This is a genomic window from Escherichia sp. E2586, from assembly GCF_005781105.1.
In the GTDB taxonomy this organism is placed as follows: domain Bacteria; phylum Pseudomonadota; class Gammaproteobacteria; order Enterobacterales; family Enterobacteriaceae; genus Escherichia.
On sequence record NZ_VATN01000007.1, the window covers coordinates 1 to 22,117 of the forward strand.

General features: G+C 53.3%; 21 protein-coding genes, 1 tRNA gene and 1 pseudogene. 18 read left to right on the forward strand and 5 right to left on the reverse strand.

Annotated features, from left to right (window positions below; translation table 11 throughout):
* From FEK50_RS07895 to FEK50_RS07975, 16 genes and pseudogenes are all read left to right on the forward strand, one after another.
* Positions 1–146, forward strand: a 146-nt coding sequence (locus FEK50_RS07895) for a transposase domain-containing protein (RefSeq protein ID WP_131162538.1), incomplete at its 5' end; no start/stop codon positions are given.
* A 286-nt stretch (positions 147–432) separates the two neighbouring features.
* A pseudogene (locus tag FEK50_RS07900) lies at positions 433–1,304 on the forward strand (GTPase family protein).
* 372 nt (positions 1,305–1,676) lie between these two features.
* Entirely contained in the window at positions 1,677–4,523 is a 2,847-nt protein-coding gene (locus FEK50_RS07905; RefSeq protein WP_109955361.1) for an Ag43/Cah family autotransporter adhesin, read from the forward strand.
* A gap of 110 nt (positions 4,524–4,633) precedes the next feature.
* The gene (locus tag FEK50_RS07910) at positions 4,634–7,018 is read left to right on the forward strand and encodes a dynamin family protein (RefSeq protein ID WP_109955362.1); all 2,385 of its coding nucleotides are present in this window, start codon (positions 4,634–4,636) and stop codon (positions 7,016–7,018) included.
* The gene (locus tag FEK50_RS07915; protein ID WP_001696852.1) at positions 7,015–7,920 is read left to right on the forward strand and encodes a diguanylate cyclase regulator RdcB family protein; all 906 of its coding nucleotides are present in this window, start codon (positions 7,015–7,017) and stop codon (positions 7,918–7,920) included. Before FEK50_RS07910 ends, FEK50_RS07915 begins: the two co-directional genes overlap by 4 nt.
* The gene (locus FEK50_RS07920; protein ID WP_109955363.1) at positions 7,917–8,987 is read left to right on the forward strand and encodes a patatin-like phospholipase family protein; all 1,071 of its coding nucleotides are present in this window, start codon (positions 7,917–7,919) and stop codon (positions 8,985–8,987) included. Before FEK50_RS07915 ends, FEK50_RS07920 begins: the two co-directional genes overlap by 4 nt.
* 339 nt (positions 8,988–9,326) lie before the next feature.
* Positions 9,327–10,145, forward strand: a complete 819-nt coding sequence (locus tag FEK50_RS07930) for a DUF932 domain-containing protein (protein WP_089581163.1) — start codon at positions 9,327–9,329, stop codon at positions 10,143–10,145.
* The gene (locus tag FEK50_RS07935) at positions 10,145–10,390 is read left to right on the forward strand and encodes an antirestriction protein (protein ID WP_131162537.1); all 246 of its coding nucleotides are present in this window, start codon (positions 10,145–10,147) and stop codon (positions 10,388–10,390) included. The genes FEK50_RS07930 and FEK50_RS07935 overlap by 1 nt, the downstream gene beginning before the upstream one ends.
* A gap of 93 nt (positions 10,391–10,483) precedes the next feature.
* Positions 10,484–10,957 (forward strand): antirestriction protein, encoded by a 474-nt coding sequence (locus FEK50_RS07940; protein ID WP_001367563.1) that lies wholly within the window; start codon positions 10,484–10,486, stop codon positions 10,955–10,957.
* 15 nt (positions 10,958–10,972) lie between these two features.
* Positions 10,973–11,449, forward strand: coding sequence for a RadC family protein (locus tag FEK50_RS07945; RefSeq protein ID WP_001186747.1), 477 nt, complete (start codon positions 10,973–10,975; stop codon positions 11,447–11,449).
* Between the two features lie 62 nt (positions 11,450–11,511).
* On the forward strand, positions 11,512–11,733 hold the full coding sequence (locus FEK50_RS07950; RefSeq protein WP_000692345.1) for a DUF987 domain-containing protein: 222 nt from the start codon (positions 11,512–11,514) through the stop codon (positions 11,731–11,733).
* A 162-nt stretch (positions 11,734–11,895) separates the two neighbouring features.
* Positions 11,896–12,264, forward strand: coding sequence for a type IV toxin-antitoxin system YeeU family antitoxin (locus tag FEK50_RS07955; protein WP_109955364.1), 369 nt, complete (start codon positions 11,896–11,898; stop codon positions 12,262–12,264).
* Between the two features lie 82 nt (positions 12,265–12,346).
* Positions 12,347–12,721: a TA system toxin CbtA family protein gene (locus tag FEK50_RS07960; protein ID WP_089581164.1), complete on the forward strand. Its 375-nt coding sequence runs from the start codon at positions 12,347–12,349 to the stop codon at positions 12,719–12,721.
* Positions 12,718–13,206: a DUF5983 family protein gene (locus FEK50_RS07965; protein WP_089581165.1), complete on the forward strand. Its 489-nt coding sequence runs from the start codon at positions 12,718–12,720 to the stop codon at positions 13,204–13,206. Before FEK50_RS07960 ends, FEK50_RS07965 begins: the two co-directional genes overlap by 4 nt.
* Positions 13,207–13,217: 11 nt before the next feature.
* Positions 13,218–13,415: a DUF957 domain-containing protein gene (locus tag FEK50_RS07970; protein WP_001696812.1), complete on the forward strand. Its 198-nt coding sequence runs from the start codon at positions 13,218–13,220 to the stop codon at positions 13,413–13,415.
* Positions 13,416–13,499: 84 nt separating this feature from the next.
* Positions 13,500–14,345, forward strand: coding sequence for a DUF4942 domain-containing protein (locus FEK50_RS07975; protein ID WP_001696810.1), 846 nt, complete (start codon positions 13,500–13,502; stop codon positions 14,343–14,345).
* 98 nt (positions 14,346–14,443) lie between these two features.
* Here the strand turns inward: FEK50_RS07975 and FEK50_RS07980 are convergent.
* Positions 14,444–14,519: transfer RNA gene (locus FEK50_RS07980), tRNA-Ile, on the reverse strand.
* A gap of 125 nt (positions 14,520–14,644) precedes the next feature.
* Between FEK50_RS07980 and mug the strand changes: the two genes are divergently transcribed.
* Positions 14,645–15,151 carry a G/U mismatch-specific DNA glycosylase gene (gene mug / locus FEK50_RS07985; RefSeq protein ID WP_131162536.1) on the forward strand — a complete coding sequence of 169 codons (507 nt, stop codon included), beginning with the start codon at positions 14,645–14,647 and terminating at the stop codon, positions 15,149–15,151.
* A gap of 78 nt (positions 15,152–15,229) precedes the next feature.
* Here mug and rpoD read toward each other — a convergent pair whose 3' ends face one another.
* The 3 genes from rpoD to rpsU form a co-directional block, all read right to left on the reverse strand.
* Positions 15,230–17,071 carry an RNA polymerase sigma factor RpoD gene (rpoD, locus tag FEK50_RS07990; RefSeq protein WP_064529606.1) on the reverse strand — a complete coding sequence of 614 codons (1,842 nt, stop codon included), beginning with the start codon at positions 17,069–17,071 and terminating at the stop codon, positions 15,230–15,232.
* Positions 17,072–17,265: 194 nt separating this feature from the next.
* Entirely contained in the window at positions 17,266–19,011 is a 1,746-nt protein-coding gene (dnaG, locus tag FEK50_RS07995) for a DNA primase (protein WP_131162535.1), read from the reverse strand.
* A gap of 110 nt (positions 19,012–19,121) precedes the next feature.
* Positions 19,122–19,337 (reverse strand): 30S ribosomal protein S21, encoded by a 216-nt coding sequence (gene rpsU, locus FEK50_RS08000; RefSeq protein WP_001144069.1) that lies wholly within the window; start codon positions 19,335–19,337, stop codon positions 19,122–19,124.
* Positions 19,338–19,574: 237 nt separating this feature from the next.
* Between rpsU and tsaD the strand changes: the two genes are divergently transcribed.
* Positions 19,575–20,588: a tRNA (adenosine(37)-N6)-threonylcarbamoyltransferase complex transferase subunit TsaD gene (gene tsaD, locus FEK50_RS08005; RefSeq protein WP_001264352.1), complete on the forward strand. Its 1,014-nt coding sequence runs from the start codon at positions 19,575–19,577 to the stop codon at positions 20,586–20,588.
* Positions 20,589–20,630: 42 nt separating this feature from the next.
* Here the strand turns inward: tsaD and ttdT are convergent, their stop codons facing one another.
* Positions 20,631–22,094 carry an L-tartrate/succinate antiporter gene (gene ttdT, locus FEK50_RS08010; protein ID WP_131162534.1) on the reverse strand — a complete coding sequence of 488 codons (1,464 nt, stop codon included), beginning with the start codon at positions 22,092–22,094 and terminating at the stop codon, positions 20,631–20,633.
* Positions 22,095–22,117 lie beyond the last annotated feature (23 nt).

The following is a 22,117-nucleotide window of genomic DNA, read 5'->3' on the forward strand; positions in this document are numbered from 1 at the left end:
CAATATTACTTGACCACTACACCTGCCGACTGAACGGTATAGATCCGGAAGCGTATCTGCGCCATATCCTGGGTGTACTGCCGGAATGGCCTTCCAACCGTGTTGACGAGCTCCTGCCATGGAACGTAGCACTCACCAATAAATAAGTATCAATACGGCACTCCGTTAACGCTTACCCATTTTCCTGGTTTGGACCTGAATCATTGGAGGCAATTCTACAGCAATCTTGTGGTTCAGGCAGCCCCGGAGTAAGTCGGTGTACATTGTGAGATACCTGGGGTATTCACGACAAGGAGGAGGAACGGAATATTGCCTTTCCTTTGCAGTGCACCAGGTGCATTCTAAATAATTTCAGACAGATATTATCTCCGTGAATCCCCCGCTACCTTTCCGGTGCGCGGGGTTTTGTCTTTTTTCACCGGGAATACATGTATGAATCCGTCTGATGCCATTGAGGCAATTGAAAAACCACTTTCTTCCCTGCCTTACTCACTTTCCCGTCACATCCTGGAACATCTGCGTAAACTCACCAGTCACGAACCCGTGATTGGCATTATGGGGAAAAGCGGGGCCGGTAAATCCTCACTCTGTAATGCACTGTTTCAGGGGGAGGTCACCCCGGTCAGTGATGTTCACGCCGGCACCCGGGAAGCGCAGCGCTTCCGTCTGAGTGGCCATGGTCACAGCATGGTTATCACTGACCTGCCCGGGGGGGCGAGAGCCGGGACAGGGATGCAGAGTATGAAGCCCTGTACCGTGACATTCTGCCTGAACTTGACCTGGTACTGTGGCTGATTAAAGCCGATGACCGTGCCCTGTCTGTGGATGAGTATTTCTGGCGACACATCCTGCACCGGGGACATCAGCGGGTACTGTTTGTGGTGACGCAGGCCGATAAAACGGAGCCCTGCCATGAATGGGATATGGCCGGTATTCAGCCTTCTCCCGCACAGGCACAGAACATTCGCGAAAAAACGGAGGCGGTATTCCGTCTGTTCCGGCCCGTACATCCGGTTGTTGCCGTATCGGCCCGCACCGGCTGGGAACTGGATACGCTGGTCAGTGCGCTCATGACAGCACTTCCCGACCATGCCGCCAGTCCCCTGATGACCCGCCTGCAGGACGAGCTGCGCACGGAATCTGTCCGCGCTCAGGCCCGTGAACAGTTTACCGGTGCGGTGGGCCGGATATTTGACACGGCGGAGAGCGTCTGTGTTGCTTCTGTTGCACGCACGGTTCTGCGTGCCGTCCGTGACACGGTGGTCTCTGTTGCCCGCGCGGTATGGAACTGGATTTTCTTCTGAACAGTCTGCCAGGGGAAATGCCTGATTACATTGCGTTAACCAACTGAAAACATGACACAAACACCTCATACCCCTCCTGTTTCTCTTGCGTGACTGTCTTGCTGTTAATAGAATAAAACGATCGATAAAACAGGTATCGATCGTTACTATCGATCGTTTATAGTGGTTAATGGTCTGCGAAAAGGCAGCTGAATCTCTTCATCATGCAGAACGGAATTGCACACAACGGACTGATACTTCTCTGGCGGATGAGAGAGGGGAAGCATTTATGTCCGGGAAAAACCACTTTATCTGACCATGCTGTTTTGTACCTGCCGGTATCCACATTTGTGGGTACCGGCTTTTTTATTCACCCTCTGTAAGGAAAAGCTGATGAAACGACATCTGAACACCAGCTACAGGCTGGTATGGAATCACATTACGGGCACCCTGGTGGTGGCTTCCGAACTGGCCCGCTCACGGGGAAAACGCACCGGTGTGGCGGTTGCTCTGTCTCTTGCTGCTGTCACGTCAGTCCCGGCACTGGCTGCTGACACGGTTGTACAGGCGGGAGAAACCGTGAGCGGCGGAGCACTGGAAAATCATGACAACCAGATTGTCTTCGGTACGGCCAACGGAATGACCATCAGTACCGGGCTGGAGTATGGGCCGGATAACGAGGCCAATACCGGCGGGCAATGGATACAAAATGGCGGTATCGCCAACAACACTACTGTCACCGGTGGTGGTCTTCAGAGAGTGAATGCCGGAGGAAGCGTTTCAGACACGGTTATCAGTGCCGGAGGCGGACAGAGTCTTCAGGGGCAGGCAGTGAACACCACTCTGAACGGCGGTGAGCAGTGGGTACATGAAGGCGGGATTGCAACGGGTACTGTCATTAATGAGAAGGGCTGGCAGGCCGTCAAATCCGGCGCAATGGCAACCGACACGGTTGTGAATACCGGCGCGGAAGGAGGACCGGATGCGGAAAATGGTGATACCGGGCAGACCGTCTACGGAGATGCCGTACGCACCACCATCAATAAAAATGGTCGTCAGATTGTGGCTGCTGAAGGAACGGCAAATACCACTGTGGTTTATGCCGGCGGCGACCAGACTGTACATGGTCACGCACTGGATACCACGCTGAATGGGGGGTACCAGTATGTGCACAACGGAGGTACAGCATCTGACACTGTTGTTAACAGTGACGGCTGGCAGATTGTCAAGGAAGGTGGTCTGGCGGATTTCACCATCGTTAACCAGAAAGGCAAACTGCAGGTGAACGCCGGTGGTACAGCCACGAATGTCACCCTGAAGCAGGGAGGCGCACTGGTCACCAGTACGGCGGCAACCGTCACCGGCTGCAACCGTCTGGGCAATTTCACTGTGGAAAACGGTAATGCTGACGGTGTTGTTCTGGAGTCCGGTGGTCGCCTGGATGTACTGGAGGGCCATTCAGCCTGGAAAACACTGGTGGATGACGGCGGTACCCTGGCAGTGTCTGCCGGTGGTAAGGCAACAGATGTCACCATGACATCCGGTGGTGCCCTGATTGCAGACAGTGGTGCCACTGTTGAGGGGACCAATGCCAGCGGTAAGTTCAGTATTGATGGCATATCCGGTCAGGCCAGCGGCCTGCTGCTGGAAAATGGTGGCAGCTTTACGGTTAATGCCGGGGGACAGGCCGGTAACACCACTGTCGGATATCGTGGAACACTGACGCTGGCTGCCGGGGGAAGTCTGAGTGGCAGAACACAGCTCAGTAAAGGCGCCAGTATGGTACTGAATGGTGATGTGGTCAGTACCGGCGATATTGTTAACGCAGGAGAGATTCACTTTGATAATCAGACGACACAGGATGCCGTACTGAGCCGTGCTGTTGCAAAAGGCGACTCCCCGGTAACGTTCCATAAACTAACCACCAGTAACCTCACCGGTCAGGGTGGCACCATCAATATGCGTGTTCGCCTTGATGGCAGCAATGCCTCTGACCAGCTGGTGATTAATGGTGGTCAGGCAACCGGCAAAACCTGGCTTGCGTTTACAAATGTCGGAAACAGTAACCTCGGGGTGGCAACCTCCGGACAGGGTATCCGGGTTGTGGATGCACAGAATGGTGCCACCACAGAAGAAGGTGCGTTTGCCCTGAGTCGCCCGCTTCAGGCCGGCGCCTTTAACTACACCCTGAACCGTGACAGCGATGAAGACTGGTACCTGCGCAGTGAAAATGCTTATCGTGCTGAAGTCCCCCTGTATGCCTCCATGCTGACACAGGCAATGGACTATGACCGGATTCTGGCAGGCTCCCGCAGCCATCAGACCGGTGTAAGCGGTGAAAATAACAGCGTCCGTCTCAGCATTCAGGGCGGTCATCTCGGTCACGATAACAACGGCGGTATTGCCCGTGGAGCCACGCCGGAAAGCAGCGGCAGCTATGGCTTCGTCCGTCTGGAGGGTGACCTGCTCAGAACAGAGGTTGCCGGTATGTCTCTGACGACAGGGGTGTATGGTGCTGCAGGCCATTCTTCCGTTGATGTTAAGGATGATGACGGTTCCCGCGCCGGCACGGTCCGGGATGATGCCGGCAGCCTTGGCGGATACCTGAATCTGACACACACGTCCTCCGGCCTGTGGGCTGACATTGTGGCACAGGGAACCCGCCACAGCATGAAAGCGTCATCGGACAATAACGACTTCCGCGCCCGGGGCTGGGGCTGGCTGGGCTCACTGGAAAGCGGTCTGCCCTTCAGTATCACTGACAACCTGATGCTGGAGCCACAACTGCAGTACACCTGGCAGGGGCTCTCCCTGGATGACGGCCAGGATAACGCCGGTTATGTGAAGTTCGGGCATGGTAGTGCACAACATGTGCGTGCCGGTTTCCGTCTGGGCAGCCACAACGATATGAGCTTTGGTGAAGGCACCTCATCCCGTGACACCCTGCGCGACAGTGCCAAACACAGTGTGCGTGAACTGCCCGTGAGCTGGTGGGTACAGCCTTCTGTTATCCGCACCTTCAGCTCCCGGGGGGACATGAGCATGGGTACAGCCGCAGCCGGCAGTAACATGACGTTCTCACCGTCCCAGAATGGCACGTCACTGGACCTGCAGGCCGGACTGGAAGCCCGTGTCCGGGAAAATATCACCCTGGGCGTTCAGGCCGGTTATGCCCACAGTGTCAGCGGCAGCAGCGCTGAAGGCTATAACGGTCAGGCCACGCTGAATGTGACTTTCTGATTATACGGTATCCCGGAAATACGATTTCAGGGAAATTCATGCAGTAATGGGAAAGGACGCTCATTGCTGTTCACCGCAGTTCTGAATTATTGAATTTATAAAGGTGAATGATGCACGAAAAGAACATCGCCCTGCTTTGTGATGAAGCCGACCGGCTTTTGCAACTGAACATCAATCTGCTCCGGCAAATGGTTGATGAGCCGGATGTGTTATCTGACAGTAAGAACGAAAACGGGCAGCTTTTTGATAAACAGAAAGCGCTGAAAAGAATTGAGGAGCTGGAGGGCGAACAAATCAAAACCGCCCGCAGGGAGCTGGTGCTGGCTGTGGTCGGCACGATGAAGGCGGGCAAATCAACCACCATCAACGCCATTGTGGGGCAGGAAATTCTGCCCAACCGTAACCGCCCCATGACCTCGGTACCGACATTGATCCGCCACGTTCCCGGAAAAACGGAACCGGTCCTCCATCTGGAACATATTCAGCCCGTCCGCAATTTATTAATCACACTGCAGGAAAAACTCGCCACCCCGGCAGGGCAGCAAGTCGCACAGTCCCTGCAGCAAACCGGGGATACCCGCGAACTACTGGATATTCTGGCGGATGATGTCTGGCTTAAAAATGAATACCACGGGGAAGACGAAATCTTTACCGGACTGGCATCGTTAAATGACCTGGTTCGTCTTGCTGCGGCAATGGGGACTGAATTTCCTTTTGACGAATACGCAGAAGTGCAGAAACTACCGGTGATCGACGTGGCGTTCAGCCACCTGGTGGGAATGGATGCATGTCAGGGAACACTCACACTGCTGGATACCCCCGGCCCTAATGAAGCCGGACAACCACAGATGGAAGTGATGATGCGGGATCAACTGCAGAAAGCCTCTGCAGTGCTGGCGGTGATGGACTACACCCAGTTGAACTCGAAAGCCGATGAGGAGGTTCGTAAAGAGCTTAATGCCATTGCTGACGTATCAGCAGGCCGCCTGTTTGTGCTGGTCAATAAATTTGATGAAAAAGACCGCAATGGCGATGGAGCAGATGCCGTACGCCAGAAAGTACCGGCAATGCTGAACAGCGATGTGTTGCCCGTCTCCCGCGTTTATCCCGGCTCATCACGTCAGGCGTACCTTGCTAACCGTGCGCTTCATGAGTTACGAAAAAACGGTGCGCTTCCGGTTGATGAAGCCTGGGTCGATGATTTTATCAGGGAAGCTTTCGGACCTATGGTGGAAGAGGACGACTGGAAAGACAGCACTAAGGTAAATAAAAAGGCAGAAAAACTCTGGAATATATCTCTGATCGATCAACTGATAACGGAAGTCATACAGAGCTCCCATTCCAGAGCGGCGGCACTGGCGGTTGACTCTGCCGCCGCAAAACTGATGCAGAATGCAGAAAATGTCAGCGAATATCTGTCATTACGTCATCAGGGGCTGCAGCAAAGCATTCAGTCACTGCAGGCGCATATTACCAGCCTGCTGGCGGATATCCAGGAGATTGAGGAATGTCAGAATCAGGTGACCGATGATGTCAGAATGGCCATGGAGGACATCAATACCAAAACCGGGGAATTACTGACGAAGGTCTGTGCCTCACTGGAGGAGGAGCTGAACGACTATTTCAGAAGCGGTAAACGCAAAGAACAGCAAATGCTGGAGGAAGAAAATTCAGCGCAGCCCCGGGAGAGAAACGCATTCGCTTTCTTTCACGATATTTTCGGAACCGGAAATCAGCATGACAGGATGCGGGACTTTGATCCGGACAGCCCCGAAATAAAATTCAGTGATCGCAGGGCAGCCCTTGAACTGATGATGCAAATCGAATCGACCGTGACCAGCCTGCACTGTGAGGCTGAAGCACAGTTCCGACCTGAGCTGGAGAAAATCGTCAGGGGGATTGAAACAGGTTTTCGTGGTACGGCCCTGTATGCCACAGAAAAGATCGCCGGACGCATCAATGCCCGACTGGAGGATGAGGGCTTCACTGTAAAAATCAGTTTTCTGGCAGTCAGCCAGTTACAGACCCGGCTCGCAGTAAAAACAAATCTGAGTGCGCTTATGGAGGAAAGAACGGAGACAGTAACCCGTCGCCGTCGACAGGATGGTGTCTGGGGTACGCTTTGTCGATGGGCAAACACCAGTGACTGGGGCTGGAAAGAGTACAGTGTGGATGTGAGCTGCAGCGTGATCAATATGAACAAGGTCAGGAAGGAAGTGATGTCGCTGACCCGGGCATATTTCGGGGAGTTGCAGGCATCCATTGAGCAGAATATTAACCAGCCCGTCCGCCAGGAGATCGATGATTTTTTCTGTACATTCAGGGAAAAAGTCGAACAGCTACGTAACACACTCATTCAGAGCTCAGAAGATCATAAACGCGATCAGCAGGCACAGGAACATCTTACGGAGCGCCTTCAGGCATTAAATGAAAGGGTTCCCGAGCTGATTACTGACAGTAAGGCGTTAAGGGAAGAACTGGAGACACTGCTGTGACCTCACCATTTATTCAACAAATTGCTGATAACCGGGTATGTCAGGTACTCACCTGTCTTCCTGAAAAATTTGTGGTTGATTTCGCAAACGGAATCGATGTTGCACAGGAGCATATCCGCACGGCCGGAGAGCGCACGTTCTTCCGGCGTTTAAAAGAGGGGCTGAGCGGCGAAGGCGCTGCACGGCAGAATGCCATCAATGCGTCGCTTGCACAGGGCGTTGAGGCGTCTCTGCGCTGGCTGACGGAGCTGACAACGTCGCTTGCCACCACAAATTACGCGATTACCCGGGTAAACGACAGGGTCAGCTCACTGGTCAGTGATACTGCCAGGCTGGCGCATTATTCGGCAGACATGCGGGAGCAGTTACTCACCCTGGCAGAACAGGTTCATCAGAAACTGAATCATCTTGAAGAAAAACTCCACCGTGTTGACCAGGTTCAACGGGCACAGTTACATCTTGAGCAGATATTCTCATGGTGGAGTGCCGGGCGATATGCGTCCTTTTCCCCAGCCGGACGCTGTTATGTGGCGCTAGAAGAGCTTCGCTGGGGCGCGTTTGGTGATGTGATACGTCAGGGCGAAACAAGCCAGGTTAACCAGTTACTGGATATTCTCAGACATAAAGCATTAACGCAGATGGCACAGGAAAGTGGCGGTAGTGCAACCGTGCGTCTGCACACTCTGGACTGGCTTGGTGGTCAGGGCCGGGAGCAGTCAGATAACGAATGGCATGAAGCGATTAACTGGCTGGGGGACTGGTGCAGTGAAGAGCAGCATCCGGTGATCTGGTCAACCACACAGGCTGCAGAACACTTACCGGTTCGCATGCCCCGTCTCTGCTCTGCAGAGCGCCTCTCTGAAAGTATGGTCGATGAAATATTTCAGAAGGGGGCGATATGAGTACAGAAATGAAAACGGGGCTGGTGCTGTCCGGCGGCGGGGCGGTGGGCGCTTATCAGGCGGGAGTGGTTAAGGCACTGGCAGAGTGTGGTACACAGATTAGCATGGTTTCAGGGGCCAGCATTGGCGCACTCAATGGTGCCATTATCGCGGCCTCTCCCGATCTGTCAGAAGCTGCCGTACGCCTGGAGGCGCTCTGGGAGCATCTGGGAAATAATCAGGTGCTGTCGGTAAACAGAGCGGTTTACTTTTCATTGCTGAAAAAATTGTTCCAGGCAATGAACCTCTGCCAGATCCCCGGACGTGCAGGAGCACTGCTTACGACGCTTCTTCGCCATATATCGATAATCAACGGGTTCGACAATCCGATGACTCAGCCGTTGTTGTCAGATGAGCCCCTGACAGCGCTGATGGATCATTATCTTGATACTGATGCTCTGGCAGACGGGCTACCGCTGTATGTGTCGCTGTACCCCACAGAAGGGGGCATGCAGGATATTATTGACTGCATTCGTGCTGAACTGGGTGTCGGAACCACGAAAAACGCCGTTTTTCAGCATATCCAGAGTCTGCCCCGCGGACAGCAGAAAGAGGCTCTGCTTGCGTCAGCCGCGCTGCCCCTGTTGTTCCGTCCCCGTGAGGTTCAGGGGACAATGTACGGTGATGGTGGTATGGGAGGATGGCGAAATATGCAGGGAAATACCCCTGTAACGCCTCTGGTCGATGCCGGATGCAATATGGTGATTGTGTCGCATCTGAGTGACGGTTCTTTATGGGATCGTCGGGTTTTTCCGGACACAACGATCCTTGAGATCCGTCCCCGGAAAAGGCTGAAACATGCAGGTGATGGTGGCAACAGAGGCGGTCTGCTCAGTTTCGCGTCGGCACATACCGACGCCTGGCGTCAGCAGGGCTACGAGGACACGATGCTGGCGATGGAGCATATCCGGAAACCGCTGGCAGCACGTCAGGCACTGTCCCGGTCAGAAACGGTGTTGCAGAAAAGTCTGGAGATAACGGAAGAGGCAGATTTGGCACTGAGAAACGCGATGGTCCGGATTAAATAAAGACGCCCCAAAGAAACGCCACCGCCTGTGGTGGTGTTTTTCCTGTCTGGTGTTATTGAAAATATTTTCAGATATATATTATCTGGGTGATGGTTAAGATGAATTTATTTAATTTTGGGGGAAGATACAAAAACAACCAGTGAACATATTTCCGGCGGGTTATCCGCAATGCTGAAGGTCAGTTGCACTGGCGATGCCGGAATACAGCTTAATACGTGGTTCGCCAGTGAAGGGCTTCTCAGACAATAAACCTCATTCATTTCACCCATCAGGCCGCGTCTTCTCCGGGAGACGCGGCTTTTTCATTTATATCGCTTAATCATTCATAAGGAGTAAATCATGCGATTAGCCAGTCGTTTTGGTTATGCGAACCAGATACGCCGTGACCGCCCCTTAACTCGTGAAGAACTGATGCAGGTCGTCCCCAGCGTATTCGGGGAAGAGAAACACACATCCAGAAGCGAGAACTATACCTGGATCCCCACCATCACCGTGCTGGAAAGCCTGCAGCGGGAAGGTTTTCAGCCATTCTTCGCCTGCCAGACCCGCGTACGTGACCCGGGCCGCCGGGGATACACCAAACACATGCTGCGTCTGCGGCGGGCCGGAGAGATAAACGGACAACATGTCCCTGAAATCATTCTGCTCAACTCCCATGACGGTACCTCCTGCTACCAGATGCTGCCGGGTTACTTCAGGTTCGTCTGCCAGAACGGATGCGTCTGTGGTCAGTCTCTGGGGGAAGTGCGTGTTCCACACCGGGGAGACGTAGTGGAGAAAGTTATCGAAGGGGCTTACGAGGTGGTGGGGGTTTTTGACCGGATTGAGGAGAAGCGTGATGCCATGCAGTCGCTGGTCCTGCCGCCACCGGCACGCCAGGCGCTGGCACAGGCGGCACTGACTTACCGTTATGGTGACGAACATCAGCCCGTCACCACTGCTGACATTCTGACACCGCGACGCCGGGAGGATTACGGTAAGGACCTGTGGAGTGCTTATCAGACCATCCAGGAGAATATGCTGAAAGGGGGGATTTCCGGTCGCAGTGCAAAAGGAAAACGTATTCACACCCGTGCCATTCACAGCATCGACACCGATATTAAGCTCAACCGCGCATTGTGGGTGATGGCAGAAACGCTGCTGGAGAGTATGCGCTGATGAAACATATCCCTGAAGGCGTGATTCAGGTACCAGAATCACCCGACGCCCCGGAGGCGCTGCCGGGGTGTCGTTCCATTTCTGATGATGACCTGTGCGCCTGGTGTACCCGTCTGTTTTACCGTCCCGGAGAAATCAGTCTGTGCAGACTGAGTACAGGCAATGGCATCTGGCCATCCGTCTGTGACCGGAGCGGTTACGCGTACGGCTGTCCGGAATTTCAGCCGAATATCATTCATCCCTGATATTACCGGGTCTCATGGTCAGTGATGAACGTGATGTTGCCAGCTCCCGACCTTTACTCCCTCTCATTTATTCACATTACAAGGATTTCATACATGAAAACATTGTCTCAGAACACCACCTCTTCGGCCTGTGCACCGGAGACTGGCCTGCAACAACTGGTTGCCACCATAGTCCCTGATGAACAGCGCATCAGCTTCTGGCCGCAGCATTTTGGCCTCATTCCACAGTGGGTGACCCTGGAGCCCCGTGTCTTCGGCTGGATGGACCGTCTTTGCGAAAACTACTGCGGTGGTATCTGGAATCTGTACACCCTGAACAACGGCGGGGCATTTATGGCCCCCGAACCGGATGATGATGATGACGAAACATGGATACTGTTCAGTGCCATGAACGGTAACCGCGCTGAAATGAGCCCGGAAGCTGCCGGTATTGCCGCCTGTCTGATGGCATACAGCCATCATGCCTGCCGTACGGAATGTTATGCCATGACGGTCCATTATTATCGGTTGCGGGATTACGCCCTGCAACATCCGGAATGCAGCGCCATTATGCGCATCATCGACTGAATGGAGAGAAGCACAATGCAACAGCTTTCCTTTCTGCCCGGAGAGATGACGCCCGGCGAGCGCAGCCTCATTCAACGGGCCCTGAAAACCCTGGACCGCCATCTTCATGAACCCGGCGTGGCCTTCACCTCCACGCATGCGGCACGGGAATGGCTGATTCTGAACATGGCGGGACTGGAGCGTGAAGAGTTCCGGGTGCTGTATCTGAACAACCAGAATCAGCTGATTGCCGGTGAAACCCTCTTCACCGGCACCATCAACCGCACGGAAGTCCATCCCCGTGAAGTGATTAAACGCGCCCTGTATCACAATGCCGCTGCTGTGGTGCTGGCACACAATCACCCGTCCGGTGAAGTCACACCCAGCAAGGCAGACCGCCTTATCACGGAACGTCTGGTACAGGCACTGGGCCTGGTGGATATCCGGGTGCCGGACCATCTGATAGTCGGTGGCAGCCAGGTTTTCTCCTTTGCCGAACATGGTCTGCTTTAACCCGTCACAACCACATCACACCTGTTTTCACTTTTATCTTCTGTCTTCAGAGGTATCCCACTATGAAAATCATCACCCGTGGCGAAGCCATGCGTATTCACCGTCAGCATCCGGCATCCCGTCTTTTTCCGTTCTGTACCGGAAAATACCGCTGGCACGGCAGTGCTGAAGCGTATACCGGTCGTGAAGTGCAGGATATTCCCGGTGTGCTGGCCGTGTTTGCAGAACGCCGTAAGGACAGTTTTGGTCCGTATGTCCGGCTGATGAGCGTCACCCTGAACTGATGTTCCGTCACCCGGAAAACGAGTACGACTGGCTGAGCTCAGACGCCGCTGTGGATGAGGTCCTGCTCATCAACGAATACACCTTTACCGAAGCCGGTCTGCGCGCCGGCTGACCCGTCATCGTTAAACTATCATTCACCGATTTTCTGTGAGGATTTTATCGTGTCAGACACACTCCATGAAACAAATTATCCCGACGACAACAACGACCGCTCCTGGTGGGGGCTACCCTGCACCGTGACGCCCTGTTTCGGGGCACGTCTGGTGCAGGAAGGGAACCGGTTGCATTACCTTGCAGACCGTGCCGGTATCAGAGGCCGGTTCAGCGACGCGGATGCGTACCATCTGGACCAGGCCTTTCCGCTGCTGATGAAACAACTGGAACTCATGCTCACCAGCGGTGAACTGAATCCCCGCCATCAGCATACCGTCACGCTGTATGCAATAGGGCTGACCTGCGAAGCCGACACCCTCGGCAGTTGTGGCTACGTTTATATGGCTGTTTATCCGACGCCCGAAACGAAAAAGTAAATAATCAGAATAACCTTCTGCTCCGGCCAGGTGCTTTCACCACACCACTTTCCCATCTCTGCATAACAGGAAAACCTTCAGTATGAAAACATTACCCGATACACACGTACGGAAGGCATCGCGCTGCCCGTCTCCCGTCACCGTCTGGCAGACACTACTCACCCGACTGCTGGACCAGCACTACGGCCTCACGCTGAATGACACACCGTTCGCTGATGAACGTGTGATTGAGCAGCATATTGAGGCAGGCATTTCACTGTGTGATGCGGTGAATTTTCTCGTGGAAAAATACGCGCTGGTACGTACCGACCAGCCGGGATTCAGCACCTGTACCCACTCTCAGTTAATAAACAGCATCGATATCCTCCAGGCTCGCCGGGCGACCGGCCTGATGACCCGCGACAATTACAGAACAGTAAATAACATTACCCTGGGTAAGCATCCGGAGAAACGATGAAACTTTCCCTGATGCTGGAAGCCGACAGCATTAATGTGCAGGCACTGAACATGGGGCGAATTGTCGTTGACGTCGATGGTGTTAATCTCACTGAACTGATTAACAAGGTCGCTGAAAACGGTTATTCACTCCGCGTGGTGGAGGAATCCGACCAACAGTCAACCTGCACACTACCACCGTTTGCAACCCTTGCCGGCATACGCTGCAGTACCGCACATATCACGGAAAAGGATAACGCCTGGCTGTACTCGCTGTCACACCAGACCAGTGACTTCGGCGAATCAGAATGGATTCATTTTACCGGTAGCGGATATCTGTTACGTACCGATGCGTGGTCATATCCGGTTCTGCGGCTTAAACGCCTGGGGCTGTCAAAAACGTTCCGTCGTCTGGTTGTCACACTCATCCAACGTTATGGCGTCAGTCTCATTCATCTGGATGCCAGCGCTGAATGTCTGTCGGACCTGCCCACTTTCGACTGGTAACCAGGAACAACATGAAATCATTAACTACGGAAACCGCACTGGATATTCTGATTGCGTGGCTACAGGACAATATCGACTGCGAATCGGGAATTATCTTTGACAACGATGAGGATAAAACGGATTCGGCAGCACTGTTGCCCTGTATCGAACAGGCCAGAGAAGATGTCCGTACCCTGCGTCAGCTGCAGTTTCTGCAACAGAACCGGTGAGTCTTACTCACCAGACTTCATTCCACTGACGCCAGCCTGAATACGACTGGCGTTTTCGTTTATCTGTAAAAAGGAATATCGATTATGTCTGAAATCACAGCCTCCCGTCCGGAAGTGGTCAACGGACATACGGACGTTATCTGCTCAACCAGTATCCGCCACATTCTGGCTGTACGAAAGAGTACATTGCTGCAAATCGACACACTTATCCGACAACTGGCTGAAATATCAGCAATGACAGAAAGTATTGGAGGTAAAACGGCTCTGGACTGGGCCATGAAACAGGATTTTCGCTGCGGTTGCTGGCTGATGGAGAAACCGGAAACCGCAATGAAAGCCATCACACGCAATCTTGATCGCGAACTCTGGCGTGATCTGATGCAACGTTCCGGGATGCTGAGTCTGATGGATGCGCAGACCCGGGACACATGGTACCGGTCACTGGAATACGATAATTTTCCGGAAATCAGCGAAGCGAACATTCTGAGCACATTTGAACAACTGCACCAGAATAAGGATGAGGTGTTTGAGCGAGGGGTGATCAACGTCTTCAGAGGGCTGAACTGGAATTACAAAACCAATTGCCCCTGTAAATTTGGCAGTAAAATTATCGTCAACAATCTGGTGAGATGGGACCGGTGGGGATTTCATCTTATCACCGGACAACAGGCTGACCGACTCGCCGATCTGGAAAGAATGTTGCACCTGTTCAGCGGTAAACCAATCCCCGACAATCGGGAAAACATCACTATTCGTCTGGATGAGCACATTCAGTCTGTTCAGGGTAAAGAGAGCTATGAAGATGAGATGTTCAGCATCAGATACTTTAAGAAGGGCTCCGCGCATATCACATTCAGAAAACCAGAACTGGTTGATCGGCTAAATGACATCATTGCAAAGCGTTATCCGGGACAATTATCAGCCATCTGAGTCAGATGGAAAAAAGCTTACCTGACCCATTACCTGACCCAATTCAAAGGAAAAAGAAAAAGGGTTAGCTGGTTTATTAGCTAACCCTTTGTTGTGTATGGTGGCCCCTGTTGGGTTTGAACCAACGACCAAGCGATTATGAGTCGCCTGCTCTAACCACTGAGCTAAGGGGCCATGGTAGCGGATTATAAAGTAACTCCGTGTCGCAATCCAGCCATTACCGCGCGCCTGCTGTTTTTATAAACAATGTGTTTTCAATTCGTTATACTTTCCCTTGGTTGTGTTGTTTAGGGGTTAATATGGTTGAAGATATTATTACACCAGGGTTGCGCGTGGTGTTTTGCGGCATCAATCCGGGGCTTTCATCTGCGGATACTGGCTTTCCTTTTGCTCATCCGGCGAACCGTTTCTGGAAGGTGATTTATCAGGCCGGGTTTACTGACAGACAGTTGAAGCCGCAGGAGGCACAGCATCTGCTGGATTATCGTTGTGGCGTCACCAAACTGGTAGACCGTCCAACAGTGCAAGCCAATGAAGTTTCAAAGCAGGAGCTGCACGCAGGCGGGCGTAAGTTGATTGAAAAAATTGAAGATTATCAGCCTCAGGCATTGGCGATTTTGGGCAAACAGGCCTATGAGCAGGGATTCAGCCAGCGCGGCGCACAGTGGGGGAAACAAACGCTCACTATTGGTTCGACGCAGATCTGGGTACTGCCAAATCCCAGCGGTTTAAGTCGAGTTTCTCTGGAAGAGCTGGTGGAGGCGTATCGGGAACTGGATCAGGCACTGGTGGTGCGTGGGCGATAAAAAACGCCACCGAAAAGGTGGCGTTTGTGCAAAGGGACAAGTGCCGGATGTGGCGTAAACGCTTTATCCGGCTACCGATTAATCGTCCAGGAAGCTACGCAGTACTTCAGAACGGCTCGGGTGACGCAGTTTACGCAGCGCCTTCGCTTCGATCTGACGGATACGTTCGCGGGTAACGTCGAACTGTTTACCCACTTCTTCCAGCGTATGGTCGGTGTTCATGTCGATACCGAAACGCATACGCAGAACTTTCGCTTCACGCGCGGTCAGGCCAGCCAGCACGTCGTGTGTTGCCGCACGCAGGCTTTCGGTGGTCGCAGAATCCAGCGGCAGCTCGAGGGTAGTATCCTCGATGAAATCACCCAGATGCGAATCTTCATCATCACCGATCGGCGTTTCCATGGAGATTGGCTCTTTGGCGATCTTCAGCACTTTGCGGATCTTATCTTCCGGCATCAGCATACGTTCAGCCAGTTCTTCCGGCGTCGGCTCGCGGCCCATCTCTTGCAGCATCTGGCGAGAAATACGGTTGAGCTTGTTGATAGTCTCAATCATATGCACCGGAATACGAATGGTGCGCGCCTGATCCGCGATAGAGCGGGTGATCGCCTGACGGATCCACCAGGTTGCGTAGGTGGAGAACTTGTAACCACGGCGGTATTCGAACTTATCAACCGCTTTCATCAGGCCGATGTTACCTTCCTGAATCAGGTCAAGGAACTGCAAACCACGGTTGGTGTATTTCTTGGCGATAGAAATAACCAGACGTAAGTTCGCTTCAACCATCTCTTTCTTCGCACGGCGGGCTTTCGCTTCACCGATGGACATGCGACGGTTGATATCTTTAACCTGCTCGATGGTCAGGCCGGTTTCTTCTTCAATCTGTTGCAGTTTCTGCAGGGCGCGATGTACTTCTTCAGAGACATCGTGCAGTTTTTCCGACCACGGCTTGTTCATCGCAATTGCCGCATTGAACCAGGTATCGCTGGTTTCATTGCCGGTAAACAGGGTGATGAAGTTTTTCTTCGGCATTTTGCACTGCTCAACGCAGAGCTTCATGATCAGACGTTCTTGCGTACGAACGCGGTCCATCATGACGCGCATGCTGTTGACCAGGTAGTCAAACTGCTTCGGCACCAGGCGGAACTGTTTGAACACTTCAGACAGTTTCAGGATCTCTTCCTGAGCGGCTGCATGGCTACGGCCTTTCGCTTTGATGGTGTCACGCGTTACAACGTACTGAGCGCGCAGTTCAGCAAATTTTTCACGAGCCAGTTCCGGGTCGATGCTGTTGTCATCGTCGGCGGTATCGTCGTCACCATCTTCTTCGTCTTCATCTTCGTCATCGTCCAGATCTTCCTGGGAAAGCTCAGAGCCGACGTGAGTGGCGGTTGGTGCCAGATCTTCTTCTGCGTTCGGGTCAACAAAGCCGGTGATCAGATCGGACAGACGCGCTTCTTCTGCTTCCACACGATCGTACTGTTCCAGCAGATAGGTGATCGCTTCCGGGTATTCAGCAACGGAGCATTGAACCTGGTTGATCCCGTCTTCAATACGTTTAGCGATGTCAATTTCGCCTTCGCGGGTCAACAGTTCAACGGTGCCCATTTCACGCATGTACATGCGTACCGGGTCAGTCGTGCGCCCGATTTCAGATTCCACGCTGGAAAGCACCTGCGCGGCGGCTTCGGCAGCATCTTCGTCCGCGGTGTTTTCAGCCAGCATCAGATCATCGGCATCCGGTGCTTCTTCCATCACCTGAATGCCCATGTCGTTGATCATTTGGATGATGTCTTCGATCTGATCTGAATCGACGATATCTTCCGGCAGATGGTCATTGACCTCGGCATAGGTCAGATAGCCTTGCTCCTTACCACGGGTGACAAGAAGTTTCAGCTGTGACTGCGGGTTTTGCTCCATAAGACGGTATCCACACTTATTTCATGAGGTTGGTGTTGGGCGATTGACCCGATGTCCTTCAGGTGTTAACGCTGAAATCCAACGGCTGTTTACCGCCAACGATAATTACGAGGGCGTACTTATATATTTGCCGCTGCCTCTCAGTGCGGCTGTCGGGGGCTTCCCGATCGCTATTCGGCACTTAAGCCGTTAAATCACTTTTTCGCCAGTTCCTGGTTCAATGTCCAGAGTTCCAGGCGTTCTTCGTTGCTTAAACCATGCGTGCGCTCACGAGCGATTAACTCTTCTTGACGCAGTTCAAGCAGCGAATCAAACATATGGTTGAGTGAGTCGGTGAAGGTTTGCTCAGCAATATTCTTATCTGCTATATCGTCCCACATCGACAGTTTTTCAAGGGTGGCAGCATTATTTGTACCACGATAGTGCTCTAAAAGTTGCCCGGTGGTCAGACCTGGCTGAGAGAGACAAGTGTTGACCAGTTCTCTGAATAAGCCAAGTCCAGGGAGCTTATTTTCATCCAGATTCTCAAGCGGCGGGACCAACGTCGCTAATTCTGGATTTTGCACCAGCAACCCTATAAGTATACGCATGGTCGTGCGTTTTAGCTGCGGAACAGGACGAGAAACGCCGCTCTCTGCCGCTTTTGGCATTAATCGTTCAAGCTGGCTGTCATCAAGTATGCCTAACTTATTGCCTAATTCCTGACGAAGATATATTCGCAGCGTTTCGCCCGGCACCTGCGATATCAATGGCAGTGCCAGCGTACTCAAACGCGCGCGCCCGTCTGGGGTGCTCAGATCAACTTGCGGCATCAGGCTGTTAAACAGAAATGCGGAGAGCGGCATCGCCTGCTCCATCCGCGCTTCAAACGCCTCTTTACCTTCTTTGCGCACCAGCGTGTCAGGGTCTTCGCCATCAGGCAAAAACATAAAACGTAGCTGACGACCGTCTGTCATGTAAGGCAGCGCCGTTTCCAGCGCTCGCCAGGCGGCATCGCGACCTGCGCGGTCGCCGTCATAACAGCAAATGACATTGTTGGTTGCGCGGAACAGCAGCTGTATGTGATCGGCAGTGGTTGACGTACCCAGCGACGCAACGGCGTAATTAATGCCGTATTGCGCCAGCGCAACTACGTCCATATAGCCTTCGACCACAAGCAGACGATTGGGTTCAGCGGTATCCTGCTGCGCTTCATAAAGACCGTAAAGCTGGCGGCCTTTATGGAAAATATCAGTTTCCGGCGAGTTCAGGTATTTGGGGGTATCGTTGCCCAGCACGCGCCCGCCAAACCCAATCACCCGACCGCGTTTATCGCGAATAGGGAACATCACCCGCTCGCGGAAACGATCGTAACTGCGACCCTGATCGTTAGTGACCAACATACCCGCATCAATCAATGACTGACGATTTTCTGGATTGCCACCAAACCGTTTCAGGACGTTGTCCCAGCCGGGGGGCGCAAAACCAATCGCAAAGCGGGCGATAACCTCGTGGCTTAATCCGCGTTTTTCCAGATACTGGCGCGCAGACGTGGCAACAGGTTGCTGTAAAGATTGTTGGTAAAACGTATTCAGACCGTCCATCAACTGATAAAGCGTTTGCCGTTGATGGCGCTCGATCTGGCTGGGGCCGCTGCCTGCTTCAAATGGCACTTCAAGATTGTGCATTGCCGCCAGCTCTTCGACCGTTTCGACGAACTCGAGCTTGTCGTAGTTCATCAGGAAGTCGATCGCGTTGCCGTGCGCGCCACATCCAAAGCAGTGGTAAAACTGTTTCTCACCGTTAACGGTGAATGACGGGGTTTTCTCGTTGTGGAATGGACAACACGCGTGGAAATTCTTGCCCTGCTTTTTCAGCTTCACACGGGCATCGATCAGATCGACGATGTCGGTGCGTGCCAGCAGATCATTAATGAATACGCGTGGGATTCGTCCAGCCATAGGCCCCGATTTTTAGCAATTCATAAACGAAAATAAGCCGCGCATTCCTTTCGGAAGCACGGCCTTACAACTACAACTCGGTCTGATCGGAGAGCAACGCTCTCGAGGAATTAGTACAGACGAGTGCGGCGTGCGTTTTCGCGAGCCAGTTTCTTCGCGTGACGTTTCACTGCAGAAGCTTTAGCGCGCTTACGTTCGGTAGTCGGTTTTTCATAGAACTCACGACGACGAACTTCCGCCAGAACACCTGCTTTTTCACAGGAACGCTTGAAGCGACGCAGAGCTACGTCGAACGGCTCGTTTTCACGTACTTTAATTACCGGCATGTGCCTCTCACCTTTGATTAATTCGGTTTGCCGCTGGCATCAACGCCAGCTTATTTCAAAATGGTGCGGAATTTTACTGCAATTGCTGCTGCTTTGTAAAGCACCGCGGCCTCTTTTGAAAGGGACTTTTATAAGGGTGGGGAGTATACACGAGGCTTTATCCAGGGGCGAACAAAGTTTTACATCAACCCGCATTGGTCCTACACTGCGCGGTAATAAAGCGAGGTAAAACAAGTCATGCGTGTACTGGGTATTGAAACTTCCTGCGATGAAACTGGCATCGCCATTTACGACGATGAAAAAGGTTTGTTAGCCAACCAATTGTATAGTCAGGTGAAATTGCACGCTGACTACGGCGGCGTCGTGCCTGAACTGGCTTCCCGCGATCACGTGCGTAAAACCGTACCGTTGATCCAGGCAGCGCTGAAGGAGTCTGGTTTAACGGCAAAAGACATTGACGCTGTGGCCTATACCGCAGGTCCTGGATTAGTCGGTGCGCTGCTGGTTGGCGCGACCGTGGGGCGTTCTCTGGCGTTTGCCTGGGACGTTCCGGCGATCCCGGTACACCATATGGAAGGGCATCTGTTAGCGCCGATGCTGGAAGATAACCCGCCAGAATTTCCGTTTGTCGCGCTGCTGGTTTCCGGCGGTCATACGCAGTTAATCAGCGTGACTGGCATTGGTCAGTACGAGCTGCTCGGTGAGTCTATCGATGATGCTGCTGGTGAAGCGTTTGATAAAACAGCAAAGCTGCTGGGGCTGGATTATCCTGGCGGGCCGTTACTGTCGAAAATGGCGGCTCAGGGTACTGCCGGGCGCTTTGTCTTCCCGCGCCCGATGACCGACCGTCCGGGGCTGGATTTCAGCTTCTCTGGCCTGAAAACCTTCGCCGCGAACACGATTCGTGACAACGGCACCGACGACCAGACGCGTGCTGATATCGCCCGTGCTTTTGAAGATGCGGTGGTCGATACGTTGATGATTAAGTGTAAGCGTGCGTTGGATCAGACGGGCTTTAAGCGACTGGTAATGGCAGGCGGCGTGAGTGCTAACCGCACGCTGCGGGCGAAACTGGCGGAAATGATGAAAAAACGCCGTGGAGAAGTGTTCTACGCGCGTCCAGAATTTTGTACTGATAACGGCGCGATGATCGCCTATGCCGGAATGGTGCGGTTTAAAGCAGGCGCGACGGCGGATCTCGGCGTTAGCGTGCGCCCGCGCTGGCCGCTGGCGGAGTTACCGGCTGCGTAAAACTATCAGGTGCCGGATAGTCTCTTCCGGCACCTTCCTTTCTTAAAGCAACACCACGGGCATCCACAGCAAGCCGGTAATCACCAGCAACACGAGGAATATCAGCCCAAAAATCGCCCCCAGTCGCCAGTAATCCACCGTTGGCAGATAACCACTACCGTAGTAAATCGGGCTGGGTCCGGTGGCGTATGGCGTAAGAATGCTCCCCAGACCAATTGCCGCGCCAACCATCAGGCAGAACACCGGCAGCGGGATTCCCGGCATCGCCAGCGCGGCGGCAATCATCATCGGTGCGAGGGCGGAGGTATACGCCGTGGCGCTGGCAAAAAAGTAGCGCAGCAGATAAAAGACCACAATCAACGCCACCATCACCATCGTCGGCGAATAACCGTTTAAGCTGCCTGCTAACAGTTTGCCAAACCAGCTAATAAAACCGGTGTTGTTGAGTCCGGTAGCGAGGGTGATAAGCGAAGCCAGCCAGAAGAAAACGTTCCACGCCGCTTTATTACTGACAATATCGTCCCAGCAGATAATGCGCAGAAGCAGCATCAGTGCCACTACGCTGTAACCGACCATCGCGGCATCGATATAATCACCGCCAAAAATCCACAGCACCAGCGCGCCCACCATCAGCCCCAGCATCCGTTTTTCACGCGAACAGAGCGGGCCCATTGCCTGCAGTTCCGTCTCTGCCCAGCGCGGCACCTGATCGCCAGACTTCAATACCGGCGGGTACAGTACGTAAGCCAGCCAGGGAACCAGCAGAACCAGTAAAATACTGAGCGGCAACATCCCGAGGAACCAGTCGCCCCAACTCAGCGTGGCGTGAGATGCGCTTTTCATCAGTCCAATTAACAGCAAGTTTGGTGCCATCGCCGTCAGGAAAATGGCGCTGGTCACGCAGTCGGCAACAATCCCCATCCACATGATGTACGAGCCAATACTGCGCGAACTGCTGTCGTTCGGCTGTGATTGATAGAGCGGCGGCAGGTTACGGATGATGGGATAGATAATCCCCGCACCGCGCGCCGAGTTGGACGGTGTTACAGGTGCCAGGATCAGCTCGGAGAACATCACCGCATAGCCGAGAAACAGTGTGCGATGCCCCATCTTTTTCACCAGAATCAGCGCGATGCGACGTCCAAGACCGGTTTTTTCATAGCCAGTGCCAAACATAAAGGCGGCGAAAATCAGCCAGATAACCGAATTAGAAAAACCAGAAACCGCCCAGGAAAGAGATTTGGCGGTGAATTTAAAACCTGGCTGGGCGAGCTGCTCCGGGCTGAACAGCAGCCAGGGAGAGAGAATGGCGATGATGGAGATACCCACCATCGCCACCACGGCACCCGGCACGGGTTCGAGGATCAGCCCAACGATCACGCCAGTAAAAACGGCAAAGTAGAGCCAGGTATGACTCTCCAGCCCTGCGGGAACCGGAATTAGAGCAATAATGGCGATGACCGCCAGCGGCGCAAGGTATCGCCACCATTCAGTGGAAGGTTTCATCGTGTTATGCCTGCGAAAAAGGA